The following is a 16,208-nucleotide window of genomic DNA, read 5'->3' on the forward strand; positions in this document are numbered from 1 at the left end:
TGTCTTGCTTCACCCGACTCTATCAGACGCTTTCCAGTGCCTGACCCCCAGTCAGCGGGGCTTGTCTTTCCGGCTGTTGGGCCGTTCCGACGAGTGAGACTTTAGCGGATCTCGTCCCGCCGGGCCAAATCGGCCGGGCGATTCGAATGACCGCTCGCATTCCGAAAAAACGCACGAAGGGATCACGGCAACGCGACGAGTCGCGAAGCGCATCGAATCGAGAGTTTCCTGCGGGATGGCTGTCCGGGGACCGACCGGAGTCGGCGCTCACGCTCGGACAACCCGGAAAACACTACGGACCCGGCGGGGTCGTGTCAACCCGGGTCAGTCGAGGCCTTCCAGCCGGCCGCCGGCGTCCGGCTGGGTGGACTCCACCCGGCGCAGCAGCGTCGTGAGGATCTCGCCGAGGGCGGACCGCTCGACGGGGGTGAGGTCCTGGAGCAGCTCGTCCTCGAAGGCGGCGGCCAGGCGCATCGTCTGGAGCCACTTCTCGCGGCCCTCGTCGGTCAGCTCGACGATGACGCGGACGCGGTTGGCCTCGTCGCGCTCCCGGGTGACCAGGCCGTCGGTGACCATGCGGTCGATCCGGTGGGTCATCGCGGCCGGGGTGAGACCGAGGCGCTTGGCGAGGTCGCCGGGGCCGAGCCGGTACGGGCGGCCGACGACGACCAGCGCCTTGAGCACCTCCCACTCGGAGTTGCTTATCCCGAGGTCGACCAGCTGGCGGCCGTAGGCGACGTGCATACGGCGGTTGAGCCGGCCGAGCGCGGTGACGACCTTCTCCACCTGGGGGTCCACCTCGGGGAACTCGCGCTGGTAGGCGGCGATCTGTTCGTCGAGGTCGAGTTCCTGGGGTTCGCCCGGGGAAGCTCCGGCTGCGGTCATGGGAATGAGTATGCCACGCAAGAGCGTTGCCCTAAAGCCCTTCGCTATGTAGTCTTTAGCTTCGAACTTTACTGTTGAAGTCTACGCACCGAAGTTCCGCACGTCAGGACCGGTGTCGAAGCTCCACGACCGAGAGAGGTGAGTGTGACCACCGCCATGGGCGCCGCGCTGCGCCGGATCCAGCTGGGGAACGCCCTGAGTGCGTTCGGCAACGGCTTCACCGTGCCGTTCACGTTCATCTACGTGTCCCAGGTCCGCGGCCTGGGCGCGGGCACGGCAGGCGTCGTGCTCGCGACGTTCGCCATCGCCGCGCTCTTCGTACTGCCCTTCACCGGCCGGGTGATCGACCGGCGCGGGCCCGTCCCCGTCGCGGTGGCCGGCACCGTGCTGGCCGCCGCCGGCTCGCTGGGGCTCGGCCTGAGCGGGAGCGAGGCCGGGGTCATCGCGGCCGCCGGCGCGCTCGGCGCGGGGATATCCGTGGTGCAGCCAGCGCTGGCCACCATGATCGTGTGGTGCTCCACCACCGCGACCCGCTCGCGCGCCTTCGCGACGCAGTTCTTCCTGAACAACCTGGGACTCGGCGTGGGCGGCCTGATCGGCGGCCTGATCGTGGACACCGCGCACCCGTCGTCGTTCATCCGGCTGTTCGCCATCGAGGCGACGATGTTCCTGGTGCTCGGCGCGGTGGTGGCCGGTGTACGGCTGCCGCGGTCCGCGACCTCGGGCGGAGACCGCGCGGCGATACGCGCCGCGGACGCTCCCGCGGCGTCCGCGGCGTCCGCGGGCTGGCGTGCGCTGCTCTCCGACCGGGCCATGGTGATGCTCTGCGTCCTGGGCTTCGTGATGTTCTTCGCGTGCTACGGACAGTTCGAGTCCGGCCTGTCCGCGTTCGCGGTGCAGGTCACCCGGATCTCGCCGGCCACGCTCGGCATCGCCCTGGCGGCGAACACCGCGGTGATCGTGCTGGCCCAGTTCGTCGTGCTGCGCCTGGTCGAGCACCGGCGCCGCAGCAGGGTGATCGCCGGCGTCGGCATCGTCTGGGCCGCCGCCTGGCTGGTCGCCTGGGTCTCCGGGCTGGCGCACGGTCACCATGCCGCCGCGGTCACCGCGATCATCGCGACGTACGCGCTCTTCGGACTCGGCGAGGCCATGCTCGCGCCGACGGTGTCGCCGCTGGTGGCCGACCTGGCGCCGGACCGCATGGTCGGCCAGTACAACTCCGCGTTCGCCCTGGTGAAGCAGCTCGCGCTGGCCCTCGGCCCCGCGGTGGGCGGCGTGCTGGTCGGTGCGGGGGCGTACGACGCGTACCTGCTGATGCTGGTGGTCTGCTCGCTCGCCATCTCGGCGGTCGCGCTGCGGCTGGGACGCCGTCTCACCGCGGCCCAGGACAGCCCCACCCGGCCGACCCGCGTCGTGGCCCGCTCCGAAGCGCGCACCCCCACCACCACGGCGGCCTGAGCGGCCGGCGACGGCGGTGCGGGGGTCCGGTAGGCGGACTGCAGCCGGAGCCGGCCCGGTAGGCGACCCCACCGGTCAGCCGGACCCACGCCCAGAGCCGGACGGGAGCCCGACCCGGATGCCCCCGGTAGCCGGCCCGCAGCCGACCCGACCGGTGGCCGGACCCAGCCCCGTAGGCGACCGCCCCCGAGCGCAGCTCAGCCCTCGGGGGCGGCTGGGCCGGAGGGGAGCCTCAGCTCGGCAGGGCGAACTCGCACCAGACTGCTTTGCCGCCGCCCGGGGTGCGCCGGGAGCCCCAGTTGGAGGCGATCGTGGCGATGATCGAGATGCCGCGGCCCGCCTCGTCGCCGGGCTCGGCGCGGCGGCGCCGAGGAAGGTGCTCGTCGCCGTCCGTGACCTCGATGATCAGGCGGCGGTCGGTGCGGCGCAGACGCAACCGCATGGGCGGGTGCCCGTGCTTGAGGGAGTTCGCGACCATCTCGCCGGCCGCGAGCACCCCGAGGTCCCGCAGCTCGACGGGGAACCGCCACGACGCGAGGACGCCGGTGGCGAAGGCACGGGCGCGCGGGGCCGCCTCGATGCCGCCGAGGAGTTCGAGGGAGGCGTTGCGGAACAGCTCCGCCTCGTCGCTCCCCGAGTGGTCGGGGTACTGGAGGACGAGCACGGCCACGTCGTCGTCGTGCTCGGAGGTGACGCCGAGGGACCTCAGGAGCCGGTCGCAGATCACCGCGGGCGAGCCGGCGGCGCCGGCGAGCGCCCGGGTCAGGGCGTCCACGCCCTCGTCGATGTCGCGGTCGCGGCGTTCGATGAGCCCGTCGGTGTACAGGACGGCGGTGCAGCCGGGCCCGAGCGGGATGCTGCCGGAGGTGTGGATCCAGCCGCCGGTGCCCAGCGGCGGCCCGGTCGGCTCCTCGGCGCGGCGCACCGCGCCGTCCGGGTCGCGGATGAGGATCGGCAGGTGGCCGGCGCTGGCGTAGGACAGCCGGCCCTCGCTGGGGTCGTGGACGGCGTAGACGCACGTGGCGATCTGGGTCGCGTCGATCTCCGAGGCGAGGCCGTCGAGCAGCTGGATGACCTCGTGCGGCGGCAGGTCGAGCCGGGCGTACGCCCGGACGGCGGTGCGGAGCTGGCCCATCACGGCCGCCGCCCGCACGCCGCGGCCCATCACGTCGCCGATGACGACGGCGGTGCGCCCGGCGCCGAGGGTGATGACGTCGTACCAGTCGCCGCCGACCGCGGCGTCCGTGCCGCCCGGCTGGTAGGTGGCGGCGACCCGCAGGTCGTCGGGCTGTTCGAGCTGTTGCGGCAGCAGGCTGCGCTGGAGGGTGACGGCGGTCTCGTGCAGGCGCCGCTCGCTCTCGCGCAGCCGCTCCGCCGACTGCACCTGGTCGGTGACGTCGGCGGCGAAGACGAGGACACCGCGGCGGTCGGGGTCGGGGTCGTCGGCCTGGACCGGGGTGCAGGTGAAGGTGAAGTAACCCGGACGGGTGAGGGCCGCACCGTCCGAGCGGGTGACCTTGCGGGCCTTGACGGTGCGCGGCCGGCCGCTGCGGTGGACCTGGTCCATGAGCGGAAGCAGGCCCAGCTCGTCGAGTTCGGGGAGCGCCTCGCGGGCCGGTCCGCCGGTCGCGCGGGTGCCGAAGACCTCGGCGTAGGCGTCGTTCACGAAGGCGACGCGGTGCGCGGGTCCGTGGGTGACCGCGATGAGCGCGGGGAGGCTGGCGAGGACGCCGGTCCCGTACGTCTGTGCGGCGAGCAGTCCGGCCGCGGCGCGGTCCCTGGAGCCGGCGGGTGCGCCGGGCGGCGGTCCGCCGCCTGCCTGGCCGGAGCCGTCCGCGGCGCGCCACGGGTCGGCGGTGGCCGTCGCGCCGGCCGTCGCGTGCGGCGAACCGGCGGGCCCGTCGGAGACGGCCGCCGAGAGCGCCGCCGCGTCGGCGGGGGCGGGCGTCGCGCCGTCGCCCGGCCGCCCGGCGTTGCCGCGTCCCGTCGAGCCGCCCGCGGGGTCGCCTGCCTTGCCGCGGGCCGCGGGGACCGCGGCGCGGCGCTGTGTTCCGGGGAGCCGGCCGCTCCAACGCGTCAGGTTCAAACGTCCGATTCCTCATATGTGTCACGCTTTGGAAGTGCTGCTGCACGCGGGGTCACCCGCCCAGTGTGGCCGACCGGCGGCTCCGGCGGGAATCGCGTGCGTCCCCAGCGGAGTCCGGGACCGCCACCATCATGGGGCACATCCCGGGTCAGGTCCGGGTCGGCCCGGACTCAGGGCGCGGTCCGGACGGAGTCACGGCGCGGTCCGGACGGAGTCGGGCGGGAGTCGATCCGCGGTGTGCGCGGCAGCCGGCGGGTGGCCGCGGCCGCCCGGACGCGCCCTCACCCGTGGTCGCCGCCCTCGCGCGGGCCGCCGCCGGCGTCCGGGCCGGCGCCGTCCTCGGGCCGGGGGACGCCGCGGCGTCCCCTGCCGTGCCCGCCGCCCGCCGCCAGCTCGAACTCCGCGCGCGGGTGCTCCAGCGAGCCGAGCGACACGATCTCCCGTTTGAACAGGCCGGACAGCACCCACTCCGCGAGCACCCGCGCCTTGCGGTTGAAGGTCGGCATCCGGCTGAGGTGGTAGGCGCGGTGCATGAACCACGCCCGGTACCCCTTGAGCTTGCGCCCGTAGAGGTACGCGACGCCCTCGTGCAGTCCGAGCGAGGCGACCGAGCCCGCGTACGCGTGCCGGTACTCGTCCAGGGGCGCGCCGCGCAGGTGCGCGACGACGTTGTCGGCCAGCACCCGGGCCTGGCGCACCGCGTGCTGGGCGTTGGGCGCGCAGAGGACGCCGGGCTTCTCCGCGGTCAGGTCGGGGACGGCGGCCGCGTCGCCGGCCGCCCACGCGCCGTCGGCGCCGGTCACCTGGAGCGTCGCCTCGGCGCGCAGCCGGCCCCGCGGGTCGAGCGGGAGCCCGCAGGAGGCGAGCAGCGGCGCGGGCTTGACGCCGGCCGTCCACACCACGGTCCTGGTCGGCAGCCGCGACCCGTCGGAGAACACGGCGATGCGGTGCTCGCACGACTCGAGCCGGGTCTCCAGGTGCACCTCGACGCCGCGGCCGCGCAGTTCCCGCACCGCGTACCGGCCGAGCTCCTCGCCCACTTCGGGCAGGATGCGGCCGGTCGCCTCGACAAGCACCCATCTCATGTCCTCGGGGCGGATGTTGTGGTAGTAGCGCACGGCGTAGCGGGCCATGTTCTCCAGCTCGGCGATCGCCTCCACGCCCGCGTAGCCGCCGCCGACGAAGACGAAGGTGAGGGCGGCCTCACGGACCTCGGCGTCGCGGGTGGAGGAGGCGATGTCGAGCTGCTCCAGCACGTGGTTGCGCAGCCCGATCGCCTCCTCGACGGTCTTGAAGCCGATCGCGTGCTCCGCCAGCCCCGGCACCGGCAGCGTGCGGGAGACCGAACCGGGCGCGAGCACCAGCTGGTCGTACGGGATCTCCAGGACGCCGTCGCCCTGCTCCGCGGTGGCGAGCGTCACGACGCTCGCGACGCGGCGCTCGTGGTCGATCGAGCGGGCCTCGCCGAGCACGATCCGGCAGCGGCCGAGCACCCGGCGCAGCGGCACCACCACGTGCCGCGGGGAGATCGAGCCGGCCGCCGCCTCGGGCAGGAACGGCTGGTACGTCATGTACGGCTGCGGTCCGACCACGACGATCTCCGCCTCGTCCCGCTTCAGCCTCCGCTGCAGGCGCAGGGCCGCGTACAGACCCACATAGCCACCGCCGACCACGAGAATGCGCGGCAAGCTCCCCTTGGCCAAAGCTCCGGACTCCGTCATTGGTCCATGACGCAATGGACCGGAGCTGTTTGTCCACAGGGCGGACATGATGTTTCCGGGATTTCGGCGCCGGGCGCGCCGCCGGGTGCGCCCATCAGCGGGCAAAGGCCGCAGGGAGCGACGAGCCGCCGGGCGGGGCGCCCTGCCGCGCCGGGGCGATCCGGCGGCCGCGCCAGGACGGTCCCGCCGCCCGGTTGAGCCGATCCGGCGGCCCGCCCCGAGCGCGGGCGGCGACGGCGCAGGCGGGGGCGCGCAGCACGGGGCGCGGCAGCCGCGCGGGGGCCGAATCGGCTCTCGCCCCCTTCTTTATTGACGCAGCCTCAACTATGTTCGTATCTCGTACAACTGCGTCTCGTACGCAGCGATCTTCGTAATGGGTGGGGAGTCTCCGGGGGGAGACTGAGAGATTTGCGGGGGATGGACAAATGCACATTCAGGATGCTCAGCGCGCTGCGACGGCAGGTTCCGACGGCCGTGGCGGCACTTCCACCACTACCGGGGGCGAGCGCCCGGCGCCGCTCCGGGTCGACGCACAGCGCAATCTCGAACACGTCCTGAGGGCCGCTCGTGAAGTCTTCGGCGAGCTGGGCTACGGGGCCCCGATGGAGGACGTCGCCCGGCGCGCCCGGGTCGGCGTCGGCACCGTCTACCGGCGGTTCCCCAGCAAGGACGTGCTGGTGCGGCGCATCGCCGAGGAGGAGACCGCGCGGCTGACCGAGCAGGCGCGCACCGCGCTCGGCCAGGAGGACGAGGCGTGGTCGGCGCTCGCGCGCTTCCTGCGGACCTCGGCCGCGTCCGGCGCGGGGCGGCTGCTGCCGCCGCAGGTGCTGCGCGTGCAGGGGTCGCCCGGTGCGGAGCCGCGCGCCGAGTACGGCAGGGCGGTGTACCCGCCCGGCGGTCCCGACGCGGCACGCGTCCCGCAGCAGCGCACCCGGCTGCCGCTGCCGGGCGAGCGCGCGGAGGCCGCGGGGCCGGCCGAGCACTCCGCCCGCGACGCCGCGGGGCTCGACCAGGACAGTGTGCGGACGCTGCTCGACGTGGTCGGCCAGCTCGTCGACCGCGCGCGCGAGGCGGGTGAGCTGCGCCGCGACGTCTCGGTCGCGGACGTCCTGCTGGTCATCGCGACCGCCGCGCCCTCGCTCCCCGACGCCGCCCAGCAGGCCGCGGCGTCCTCCCGGCTCCTCGACATCCTCCTGGAAGGACTCCGCTCCCGCCCCGCCGACCGCATCACGCCCACCGACGAGGCCCCGTCCGACCACCCCTGACGCGCCGTTCCCGCAGAGCCGCCGGCCCGGCAGCGGACCGGCGGCGCCTGCTCGCCGCCGAGGGGCGTACGCCCGGCCCGAAGGGCCACTCGCCGCCAAGCGGTGACCGCCGGCCGGTGGCGGGTGGCGGCCGGTGGCGGGTGGCGCTGAATCCCCCGCACCCTCGCCGGGCGCACGGGCGCACGGGCGCCTGCCGGCAGGGCACGGCCGGGACGGGGAGCAAGTGTGAACGCCCCTTTCACGGATGGGTGGTTCCACCGGATCACGCACCGGCGCGGCCCCCGGTTGTGCCACGCTGGGCCCGTGGATGAGGCGAACGGCGATCCCGGGGCGTCAGCCCCCGTCCCGGAGACCGGCGACGAGTTGCCGTCCCGCAGGGTTCCGGGCCAGCGCGACCCGATGGCGCGCCCCGAGGCGGCGGGGGCCGCTGCCGTGCGCGGCCCGGCGGAGCAGGTCCCCCCGCAGGGGACAGGGCCCGCGCCGGCCGACGGCGACGTGCATCCCGCGGCGCACCCCGCGGAGCCCGCGGCGGAACACCCGGCGGCGCACCCCGCGGAGCCCCCCGCCGATCCCTCCTCCCTCGCGGACGCCGAGCTGGTGGACCTGGTCCGGGGCGGCCGGGACAGCGCGTACGAGGAGCTGTACCGCAGGCACGCGGACGCGGTGCGGCGATACGCCCGTTCGTGCTGCCGCGACGCGCACACCGCGGAGGACCTGACCGGCGAGGTCTTCGCCCGTACGCTGCAGGCGATCCGCGGCGGCAGCGGCCCGCAGTCGGCGGTGCGCGCCTATCTGCTCACGACGGTGCGGCGGGTCGCCGCGACGTGGAGCACCAGCACGAAGCGCGAGCAGCTGGTGGAGGACTTCGCCGTCTTCGCGGTGAGCGCGACCGGCTCGTCGGCGCCCGGCGGGACCGAGGAGGTCGGCGCGGACGTCCGGGCGATGCACGCGGCGGAGCGTTCGCTGGCGATCAAGGCGTTCCGTACGCTGCCGGAGCGCTGGCAGACCGTGCTGTGGCACACCGCGGTCGAGGACGAGTCGCCGAGCGCCGTCGCGCCGCTGCTCGGCCTGACGCCGAACGCCACGGCAGTCCTCGCCCACCGGGCGCGCGAGGGCCTGCGCCAGGCGTATCTGCAGGCGCACGTCAGCTCCAGCCTGACGGCGGAGGGCGAGTGCGCGCGGTACGCGGACCGGCTCGGCGCGCACGCCAGGGGCGGTCTGCGCCTGCGCGCGGACCGCGAGCTGAACCGGCACCTGAAGGAGTGCGAGCGGTGCAGCGCGGCCTCGCTGGAGCTGGCCGACCTGAACTCGGCGCTCAAGGGACTGCTGCCCGTCGCCTACATCGGGTGGTTCGCGGCGGCATATGCCGCCAAGGCCGCCGGGATCGTCGCCGGCGGCGCTGCCGCGGCGGGGGCCGCGGGAGGAGCGGCGGCGGCCGCCACCGGATCGGGTTCGAGCGCCGGCGCCGCGGGCGGCGGCGCGGCCGCGGGCGAGGGACTGGGCGCGCCGGCCAAGGCCGGCCTGGTGGCGGGCATCGTGGTCGCGGCGGCCGCGACGGCGCTGGCGTTCGCGCTGACCGGCGGCGAGGCCAAGCCGAAGCCCGCACCCCCGCGAGCCGGGCCGCCGGCCTCCGCGCCCGTCGCGACGCTGCCCGCGGCGCCTGCGCCGCCGGCCCGGCCGAAGCCCTCGCCCTCTCTCACACCGCCGCCGGTACTGCCGGCGGCCGCGGCTCCGGCACCCCGGCCGAGCCCGAGCCCGACGCCGACGCGGCAGCCGAAGCCCGCGCCGCCGGCCGGGCCCGCCCCGTCGCCCGCGCCGCACCCGACACCCACGCCGACCCCGCCCCCGACCACGCCCCCGCCGACCACGCCGCCGCCGGCGAGTCCGCCGCCGCCCGCGCCCACCGCGTACAAGGTGAACTCGCTGCCCGTGGCCCTCGCCGGTTCCGGCGCGACCGCGCCGACGATCCGGCCGGGCCTGGGCAGCTGGTGGTGGGACCGCTGGGGGCTGAGCATCGGCGGCACGACCTTCGCGCACGGCATCACCGTGCACGCGCCGTCGACGGTGACCATCGACCTCAACCGGGCGTGCGTGTCGTACGACGCACGGGCCGGCGTCGACGACCTCGTCCGGCGGGTCCGCAGCACCGTGGACTTCTCCGTCTACGGCGACGGCTCTCCGCTGTGGCGGTCGGGCCCGGTGCGCGCCGGGGACCCCGCGGTGCCGGTGCACGTCGGCCTGAAGGGCTACCGGACGCTGCGGCTCGTGGTGCGGCCGGTGGGACGCGGGTTCGGCGAGGCGAACCTGGCGGACTGGGCGGACTCGGTCATCACCTGCGGGTGAGGCCGCGCGGGCGGCCCGGCGGCCTCACTCCCCCGGCGCCGACCCCGGGCGCCACCCCCGGGATCACTCCCCCGGCTGCTCCGCGGGCACCGCGCACGCGCCGTCGTCGCCGCAGGCCTCCGCCGCCGCGCCCAGCCGGACGAGCCCGGTCTCCTCGGCGACCTGTTCGAGCGCCTGGAGGAAGGTGGCGGACTCCTGGCCGCCCTGGACCGCCCACTTTCCCTCGAAGACGAAGGTGGGCACCGCCGTGATGCCGAGGCCGCGCGCCCCGTCGATGTCCGCGAGCACCTCGTCGCGGAGGCCGTCCCCGGCGAGGAAGGCGGTGACGGCGTCGCGGTCCAGCCCGGCCTCGGCCGCCGCGTCGGCGAGCTGCCCGCGGTCGCCGATGTCCAGGCCCTCGCCGAAGTGCGCGGCCATCAGGCGGCCCTTGAGCCGGCTCTGGACGGCGGGGCCGTGGCTGTCGAGGGCGAAGCGCAGCAGCCGGTGGGCGAGCAGCGAGTTGTTCTCGAGCACCGTGTCGAAGTCGAAGGTGATGCCCTCGGCCGCGCCGAGGGCGGTGATCCGGTCGTCCATGGCGGCGGCCTGCGGCCCGTACTTCGCGGCGAGCACCTCGCGGTGGCCGCGCGGCTGCTCCGGCGCCGACGGGTCGAGCTGGAACGGCCGGTAGACGACCTCGACGGACGCGGCCTGCGGGAAGGCGGCGAGCGCCTGCTCGAACCGGGTCTTGCCCACGTAGCACCACGGGCATGCGATGTCCGAGTAGATCTCGACCTTCACTGCGTTCTCTCTCTTCCGTCGGCGCGTCCGTACCGGGTCACACGGGATTGCGCGGGGCGGGGCCGTACGGGGCCCGTACGGCCGCAGGTCTGCTTGACCTTTCAACCACGCCCAACCCGGCTCCGCGCCACGCTATTCCCCGGGCCTGCGGCCCGCCCGGCCAGAGCGGCCCGACGCTCTTCGGAAAAATCGTGTGGCCGCCGTGTCGATCCGTGGCGGTCCCGTTCGACCTGAGAGTGAGAGGGTCGAAGGACGACCCGCTGTGAGGAGGCCGGAAATGGCGAAGTACATGCTGATCATGCGCGGCACGGACGAGTCCGTCGCGAAGATGATGGAGACGCCGTTCGAGCAGATGCTGGACACGATCGGCCGCTTCAACGAGGAGCTGATCCGGGCCGGCGTGCTCGTCGCCGCCGAGGGGCTCGACGATCCGGCGCAGGGCGTGGTGGTCGACTTCGGCGCGGAGCAGCCGGTGGTCACCGACGGCCCGTACGGCGAGACGAAGGAGCTGTTCGGCGGCTTCTACCTGATCGACGTGGCCTCCAAGGAGGAGGCCGTCGAGTGGGCGAAGCGGCTTCCGGCGGTCGCCGGCTCCAAGTGCGAGGTCCGCCGGGTGCCGGGCATCGACGAGTTCCCGCAGGACAACGAGTGGATCGTCAAGGAGCGGGCGTGGCGTGAGCAGACCGGCCAGCTCTGATGGCCGAGGGGGCGGGCCCGGGCGGGGCCGGGGAGGCGGGCACGGCCGAGGACGCGGGCGTCGCCGGCGGGACCGACGCGGCCGGGGAGGCGGGCGGCCCGGCCGCTGACCCCGGGGCGGCGAGGGGCGTCGTGGAGGCCGTGTGGCGGATCGAGTCGGCGCGGATCGTCGGCGCGCTGGCCCGCTACACCGGCGACCTCGAACTCGCCGAGGACGTCGCGCAGGAGGCGCTCGCCGAAGCCCTCGTCTCCTGGCCGCGCGACGGCGCCCCGGCCAGCCCGGTCGGCTGGCTGCTGGCGACCGCGCGGCGGCGCGCCATCGACGTCTTCCGCCGCCGGTCCGCGCTCGACGCGCGGTACACCCTGCTCGCCGGCCGCCTCGCCGAAGGGGAGGCGGCCGCGGGCGCGGCGGCGCCGCCGGAGCGGACGGACGACCTGCCGTGGGACCCCGACCGGGTCGACGACGACGTGCTGGCGCTGATGTTCGTGGCCTGCCACCCGGTGCTGTCGCCGGAGGCACGCGTGGCGCTCACCCTGCGGGCGGTGGCGGGGCTGGCGAGCGAGCAGATCGCGCGGGCGTTCCTGGTGCCGGTGCCGACCGTCCAGGCGCGGATCACGCGAGCGAAGAAGACGATCGCCGCGGCGGGCGTGCCGTTCGAGCTGCCGCCGGCACGGGAACGGCCGGCGCGGCTCGGCGGCGTGCTCAGCGTGCTCTACGTGATCTTCTCCGAGGGTTCGACCGCGACGAGCGGCGCCGACCTGGTGCGGCCCGACCTCGCGTACGAGGCGATCCGGCTGGCCCGGACGCTCGCCGCGCTGCAACCGGGCGAGCCGGAGGTCTGCGGGCTGCTCGCGCTGTGCGAGCTGACGGCGGCGCGCTTCCCGGCGCGCACCGGACCGGGCGGCGATCCGGTGCTGCTCGAGGACCAGGACCGGCGGCAGTGGGACCGCACCGCGATCCGCCGCGGCCTGGCCGCCCTCGGCCGTGCGGCGGCCGCGGGTCGGGGCCTCGGCCCGTACGGGTTGCAGGCCGCGATCGCCGCCTGCCACGCCTCGGCGCCGTCCGTGCGGGAGACCGACTGGGAGCGTGTCGTCCTGCTCTACGAGGCGCTGGGCCGCGTCGCCCCCTCGCCGGTGGTGGAGCTGAACCGGGCGGTGGCGGTCGCGATGGCCCACGGGCCGCGACAGGCGCTGGAGATGGTCGACGACCTGGTCGCCACCGACCGCCTCTCCGGCTCCTACCTGCTGCCGAGCGTGCGGGGCGAGCTGCTCGCCCGCCTGGGCAGGCCCGCGGAGGCGCGCGCCGAACTCGAGCTCGCGGCGCGGCTGTGCGGGAACGCCCGCGAGCGTTCGGTGCTGCTGCGGAAGGCAGCCGCGCTGCCGTGACCGGTCCGGTCCCTTCCGGCTCCGGCCACCGCTACAGCTCGTCCGCTGCCGCGCCGGTGCCCACGTCCGCGGGCAGCCGCGCCGCCAGCTCGGTCAGGAGCGCGACCGCCCCGGGCCTGTCCGCGCCGCGCACCGCGGCCTCGGCGGCGGACAGCCCGGCCGGGCCGAGCAGCCGCGCCGCCTCGCGGCGCAGCGCGGCCTGCGCCGCGGCCTCGCGGACCGTGCGCGGCAGGGCGCCTCGTACCTCGGTGGACGCCGCCGACAGGCGGACCGCCGCGGCCGGATCGCCCAGCGAGAGCAGGAGGTCGGCGGCGGTGTCGAACTGGGCGGCCAGCACGGGATCGGTGCAGCCGACCTCCTCGGCGGTGCGGGCGGCCTCGGCGAGACCGGCCAGCGCGCCCCGGAGGTCGCCCTCGGCGGCGGTGATGCGGGCGGCGAGGGCCGCCACCAGGACCTGGAACATCGGCGGCGGCGTGCCGTCGGCGATGTGGCCCGCGGTCAGTTCGCACATCGCGCGGGCCTCGGACACCTCGCCGCGCTCCAGCAGGAACACGGCCTTGAGGTAGCGGATGTAGGTGCGGGCGTCCCAGACGGAGTAGCGCTCGGCCTCCTCCTCGGCCTGGGCGCACAGGGTGCGCGCCGCCTCGTCGTCGCCCGCGCGGTACGCCAGGTCGGCCATCCGCCCCAGCAGGAACGCTCCCTCACTGACGGCGCCCAGCTCCCGGCTCAGCGCGAGAGCCGCCTCGTAGTCCGCCAGCGCCTGTGCGTAGTTGCAGCGCAGCGTCTCGATCTCGGCGCTGGCGCCGTGCAGTTGGGCGCGGACCCAGCGGTCGCCGAGACGCGGGGTGAGCCGCCTCAGCTCCGCGCGGTCCGCGTCGGCCCGCTCCAGCCCGCCGGGGGAGTCGACGGTGACGTGGGTGCGGAACATGAGCGCCGCCGCCAGCTCCCAGTCGCCGCCGTGGATGCGGCAGTTGGCGACGACCGCGTCGGTGTGCCGGCGCATCTCGGCACTGCCCCCGTGCAGGTAGGCGGTGAACGGCCACAGCAGGCCGGGGAAGCGGGCCGCCGGCGGACCGCCCTTGCCGTAGACGCCGATCAGCAGGTCGGCGGTCTCCCGGCCCTGCGAGGAGAACCACTGCTCCTGCGCGTCGAGGTCGCTCTTGACGAAGAAGTCGAGCAGCCGCAGGTCCATGCGCGGCCAGTACATCGGGTCGGTGTCGTCCTGCGGCGGCCCGCCGCCGAGCGCGAGCACCCGGTCGAGCATGCCGCTCGCCTCGTCGCGGTAGTTGCGAATCCACCAGAACCAGCCCATGGCCAGCGCCATCCGGATCGCGTCGTCCTCGCAGCCCGCGGCGATCGCGCGGTGCAGCGCGGCCCTGATGTTGTCGACCTCGGTCTCCAGCACGTCCAGCCAGTGCATCTGGTCGGCGCCGCGCAGCTGCGGATCGGCGGTCCGGGCCAGGTCGCGGTGGTAGGCGGTGTGCCGGGCGCTCGCGGCGGCGGCCTCCTGCGGATGCTCGGCCAGCCGCTCGGCGGCGTACTCGTGGATGGTCTCCAGCAGCCGGTAGCGGGTGCCTCCCGGGCGGCCGTGGTCGGCGATCACCAGGGACTTGTCGACGAGCTGGGCGACGGTGTCCAGCGCGTCCGCGCCGCACACCGCCTCGGCGGCAGGCAGCGTGCAGCCGCCGGCGAAGACGCTCAGCGCGCGCAGCGTGTCCCGCTCGCGCTCGTCGAGCAGGTCCCAGCTCCAGTCGACCACGGCGCGCAGCGTCTGCTGGCGCGGCAGCAGCGTCCTGCTGCCGCCGGTCAGCAGCCGGAACCTGTCGTCCAGCCGGTCCGCGATCTGCCGCGGGGACAGCGCGCGCAACCGCGCCGCGGCCAGCTCGATGGCCAGCGGCAGCCCGTCCAGGCGGCGGCAGATCTCGCGCACCGCCGCCTCGTCGTGGTCCGCGCGGCGGCCGCCGGGACCCTGCGCGTCCGCGCCACCGCGCACCGCCGCCGCCCGCTCCTCGAACAACCGGTACGCCGTCAGCGGCGGCAGCGGCTCCACCGGGCGCACCACCTCCCCCGGCACGCCCAGCGGCTCACGGCTGGTGGCCAGCACGGTCACCCCCGGGCACTGCGCGAGCAACTCCGCGGTGAGCGCGGCGGCGGCGCCGATCAGGTGCTCGCAGTTGTCGAGCACCAGCAGCAGGCGGCGCGACGCGCAGTGCTCCAGCAGCCGGGCCAGCGGGTCCTCGACCGAGTACGACGTCGGCGTCAGCACGAAGGTGTCACGGCGGCCCAGCGCGCTCAGCACGGCGTGCGGGATGGCGGCCGGGTCGTCGAGCGGGGCGAGTTCGGCGAGCCACACGCCGTCGGGGTGGTCCGCGGTGTCGGCCCGGTCCGCGGCCTCCTGGGCCAGCCGGGTCTTCCCCGAGCCGCCGGGACCGGTCAGCGTGACCAGGCGGGTGGCGCCCAGGTCGGCGCGGATCGCGTCGAGTTCGGCCTCGCGGCCGACGAAGCTGGTGAGGCGGGCGCGGAGGTTGCCGCTGCGGGGCGCGGTCGGCGGCGGCGCGGGCGCAGGCACGGGCTCGGGCACGGGTTCGAGGCGCAGCAACTCCGCGTGGAGCGCGCGCAGTTCGGGGCCGGGGTCGGCGCCCAGCGTCTCGGCCAGGACGGTCCTGGCCTCCTCGTACGCCACCAGGGCGTCGGCAGTCCTGCCCGCCGCCCGCAGCGCACGGATCAGCTGGACGCGGAACGCCTCGTCCAGCGGATGGTCCGCCACCGCCTCGCGCAGCGCGGGCAGCGCGTCGGCGGCGCGGCCGAGCGCGAGATCGGCCTCGATCCGCAGCCGGAGTGCGGCCAGCCGCAGGGCTTCCGGGCGGGCCGCCGCAGCGGTGCGACGGCCGGTGTCGTCGGGCATGTCGGCCAGGGCGGGCCCGCGCCACAGCGCGAGCGCGCGGGTCAGGGTGGTCCGTGCCTCGGCGGCCGCGTCACGGCCCAGCGCCGCCTCCCCTTCGCGCAGCAGCGCCTCGAACTCGAACAGGTCGACGGACTCCGGGCGCGCGACGAGGCGGTAGCCGCCGGCCGGCTCCGAGGTCACGGCCTCCCGGCCGAGGGCTCTGCGCAGCCGCCCGACCAGGGCCTGCAGTGCGCCCGGCGCGTCGGCGGGCGGGTCGTCCGCCCACACCTCGGCGATCAGCTCGTCCTGCGGGACGGCGCGGCCGGGGTGCAGGGCCAGTGCGGTGATCAGCGCTCTCAGGCGGGCGCCGCTCAGCGGGACGGCGGTGTCGCCGTCCCGCACCTCGGCGTGTCCCAGCAGCAGATAGCGCACGTCTCATTGTCGCCGACGCGGGGTCGCCGGCGCTCGGCCGTTACGGGGCCGCACCGAGCGGGTGCCCCCGCTTGCCCCGGACCCCCCGCCCGGGGGGGCGGTGGTCCTTGTGTGCCCCTGCGGGGCACCGGCCGCACGAGACGGGTGCACCCGTCTCGCCCCGGACCCCCCGCCCGGTGGCCGGTTGCTCGCGCAGTTCCCCGCGCCCCTCGTGTGCCCCTGCGGGGCAATGACCGCACCGACCGGGTGCACCCGTCTCGCCCCGGACCCCCCGC

Annotated in this window: 10 protein-coding genes; 5 read left to right on the forward strand and 5 right to left on the reverse strand. The window is 75.7% G+C overall.

Features of this window, described 5'->3' with window-relative positions; all coding sequences use genetic code 11:
* Window positions 1-324: 324 nt before the first annotated feature.
* A complete protein-coding gene (locus tag V2S66_RS32545; protein ID WP_330800406.1) occupies window positions 325-885 on the reverse strand; it encodes a MarR family winged helix-turn-helix transcriptional regulator in 561 nt (186 codons plus the stop codon).
* A gap of 144 nt (window positions 886-1,029) precedes the next feature.
* On the opposite strand from V2S66_RS32545, the gene V2S66_RS32550 reads away from it, so the two are divergent.
* A complete protein-coding gene (locus V2S66_RS32550; protein ID WP_330800433.1) occupies window positions 1,030-2,343 on the forward strand; it encodes an MFS transporter in 1,314 nt (437 codons plus the stop codon).
* Window positions 2,344-2,575: 232 nt separating this feature from the next.
* Here the strand turns inward: V2S66_RS32550 and V2S66_RS32555 are convergent, their stop codons facing one another.
* On the reverse strand, window positions 2,576-4,429 hold the full coding sequence (locus V2S66_RS32555; protein WP_330800407.1) for an ATP-binding SpoIIE family protein phosphatase: 1,854 nt from the start codon (window positions 4,427-4,429) through the stop codon (window positions 2,576-2,578).
* 281 nt (window positions 4,430-4,710) lie between these two features.
* On the reverse strand, window positions 4,711-6,150 hold the full coding sequence (locus V2S66_RS32560) for an NAD(P)/FAD-dependent oxidoreductase (RefSeq protein ID WP_330800408.1): 1,440 nt from the start codon (window positions 6,148-6,150) through the stop codon (window positions 4,711-4,713).
* Window positions 6,151-6,575: 425 nt separating this feature from the next.
* On the opposite strand from V2S66_RS32560, the gene V2S66_RS32565 reads away from it, so the two are divergent.
* Together V2S66_RS32565 and V2S66_RS32570 are read left to right on the forward strand one after the other, a co-directional pair.
* Entirely contained in the window at window positions 6,576-7,415 is an 840-nt protein-coding gene (locus tag V2S66_RS32565) for a TetR/AcrR family transcriptional regulator (protein WP_330800409.1), read from the forward strand.
* 399 nt (window positions 7,416-7,814) lie between these two features.
* Window positions 7,815-9,758, forward strand: a complete 1,944-nt coding sequence (locus V2S66_RS32570; protein ID WP_330800434.1) for a sigma-70 family RNA polymerase sigma factor — start codon at window positions 7,815-7,817, stop codon at window positions 9,756-9,758.
* Between the two features lie 63 nt (window positions 9,759-9,821).
* Here the strand turns inward: V2S66_RS32570 and V2S66_RS32575 are convergent, their stop codons facing one another.
* Window positions 9,822-10,535 carry a DsbA family oxidoreductase gene (locus V2S66_RS32575; RefSeq protein ID WP_330800410.1) on the reverse strand — a complete coding sequence of 238 codons (714 nt, stop codon included), beginning with the start codon at window positions 10,533-10,535 and terminating at the stop codon, window positions 9,822-9,824.
* A gap of 277 nt (window positions 10,536-10,812) precedes the next feature.
* Here V2S66_RS32575 and V2S66_RS32580 point away from each other — a divergent pair, with 277 nt between their 5' ends.
* Window positions 10,813-11,232: a YciI family protein gene (locus V2S66_RS32580; protein WP_330800411.1), complete on the forward strand. Its 420-nt coding sequence runs from the start codon at window positions 10,813-10,815 to the stop codon at window positions 11,230-11,232.
* Complete coding sequence (locus V2S66_RS32585) at window positions 11,232-12,617, forward strand: RNA polymerase sigma factor (RefSeq protein WP_330800412.1); 1,386 nt, start codon at window positions 11,232-11,234, stop codon at window positions 12,615-12,617. Before V2S66_RS32580 ends, V2S66_RS32585 begins: the two co-directional genes overlap by 1 nt.
* A 31-nt stretch (window positions 12,618-12,648) precedes the next feature.
* Here the strand turns inward: V2S66_RS32585 and V2S66_RS32590 are convergent, their stop codons facing one another.
* Window positions 12,649-15,933, reverse strand: a complete 3,285-nt coding sequence (locus V2S66_RS32590; RefSeq protein ID WP_330800413.1) for a BTAD domain-containing putative transcriptional regulator — start codon at window positions 15,931-15,933, stop codon at window positions 12,649-12,651.
* Window positions 15,934-16,208 lie beyond the last annotated feature (275 nt).

Origin of the sequence: Actinacidiphila polyblastidii, assembly GCF_036353415.1 — a bacterium.
Lineage (GTDB): Bacteria > Actinomycetota > Actinomycetes > Streptomycetales > Streptomycetaceae > Actinacidiphila > Actinacidiphila polyblastidii.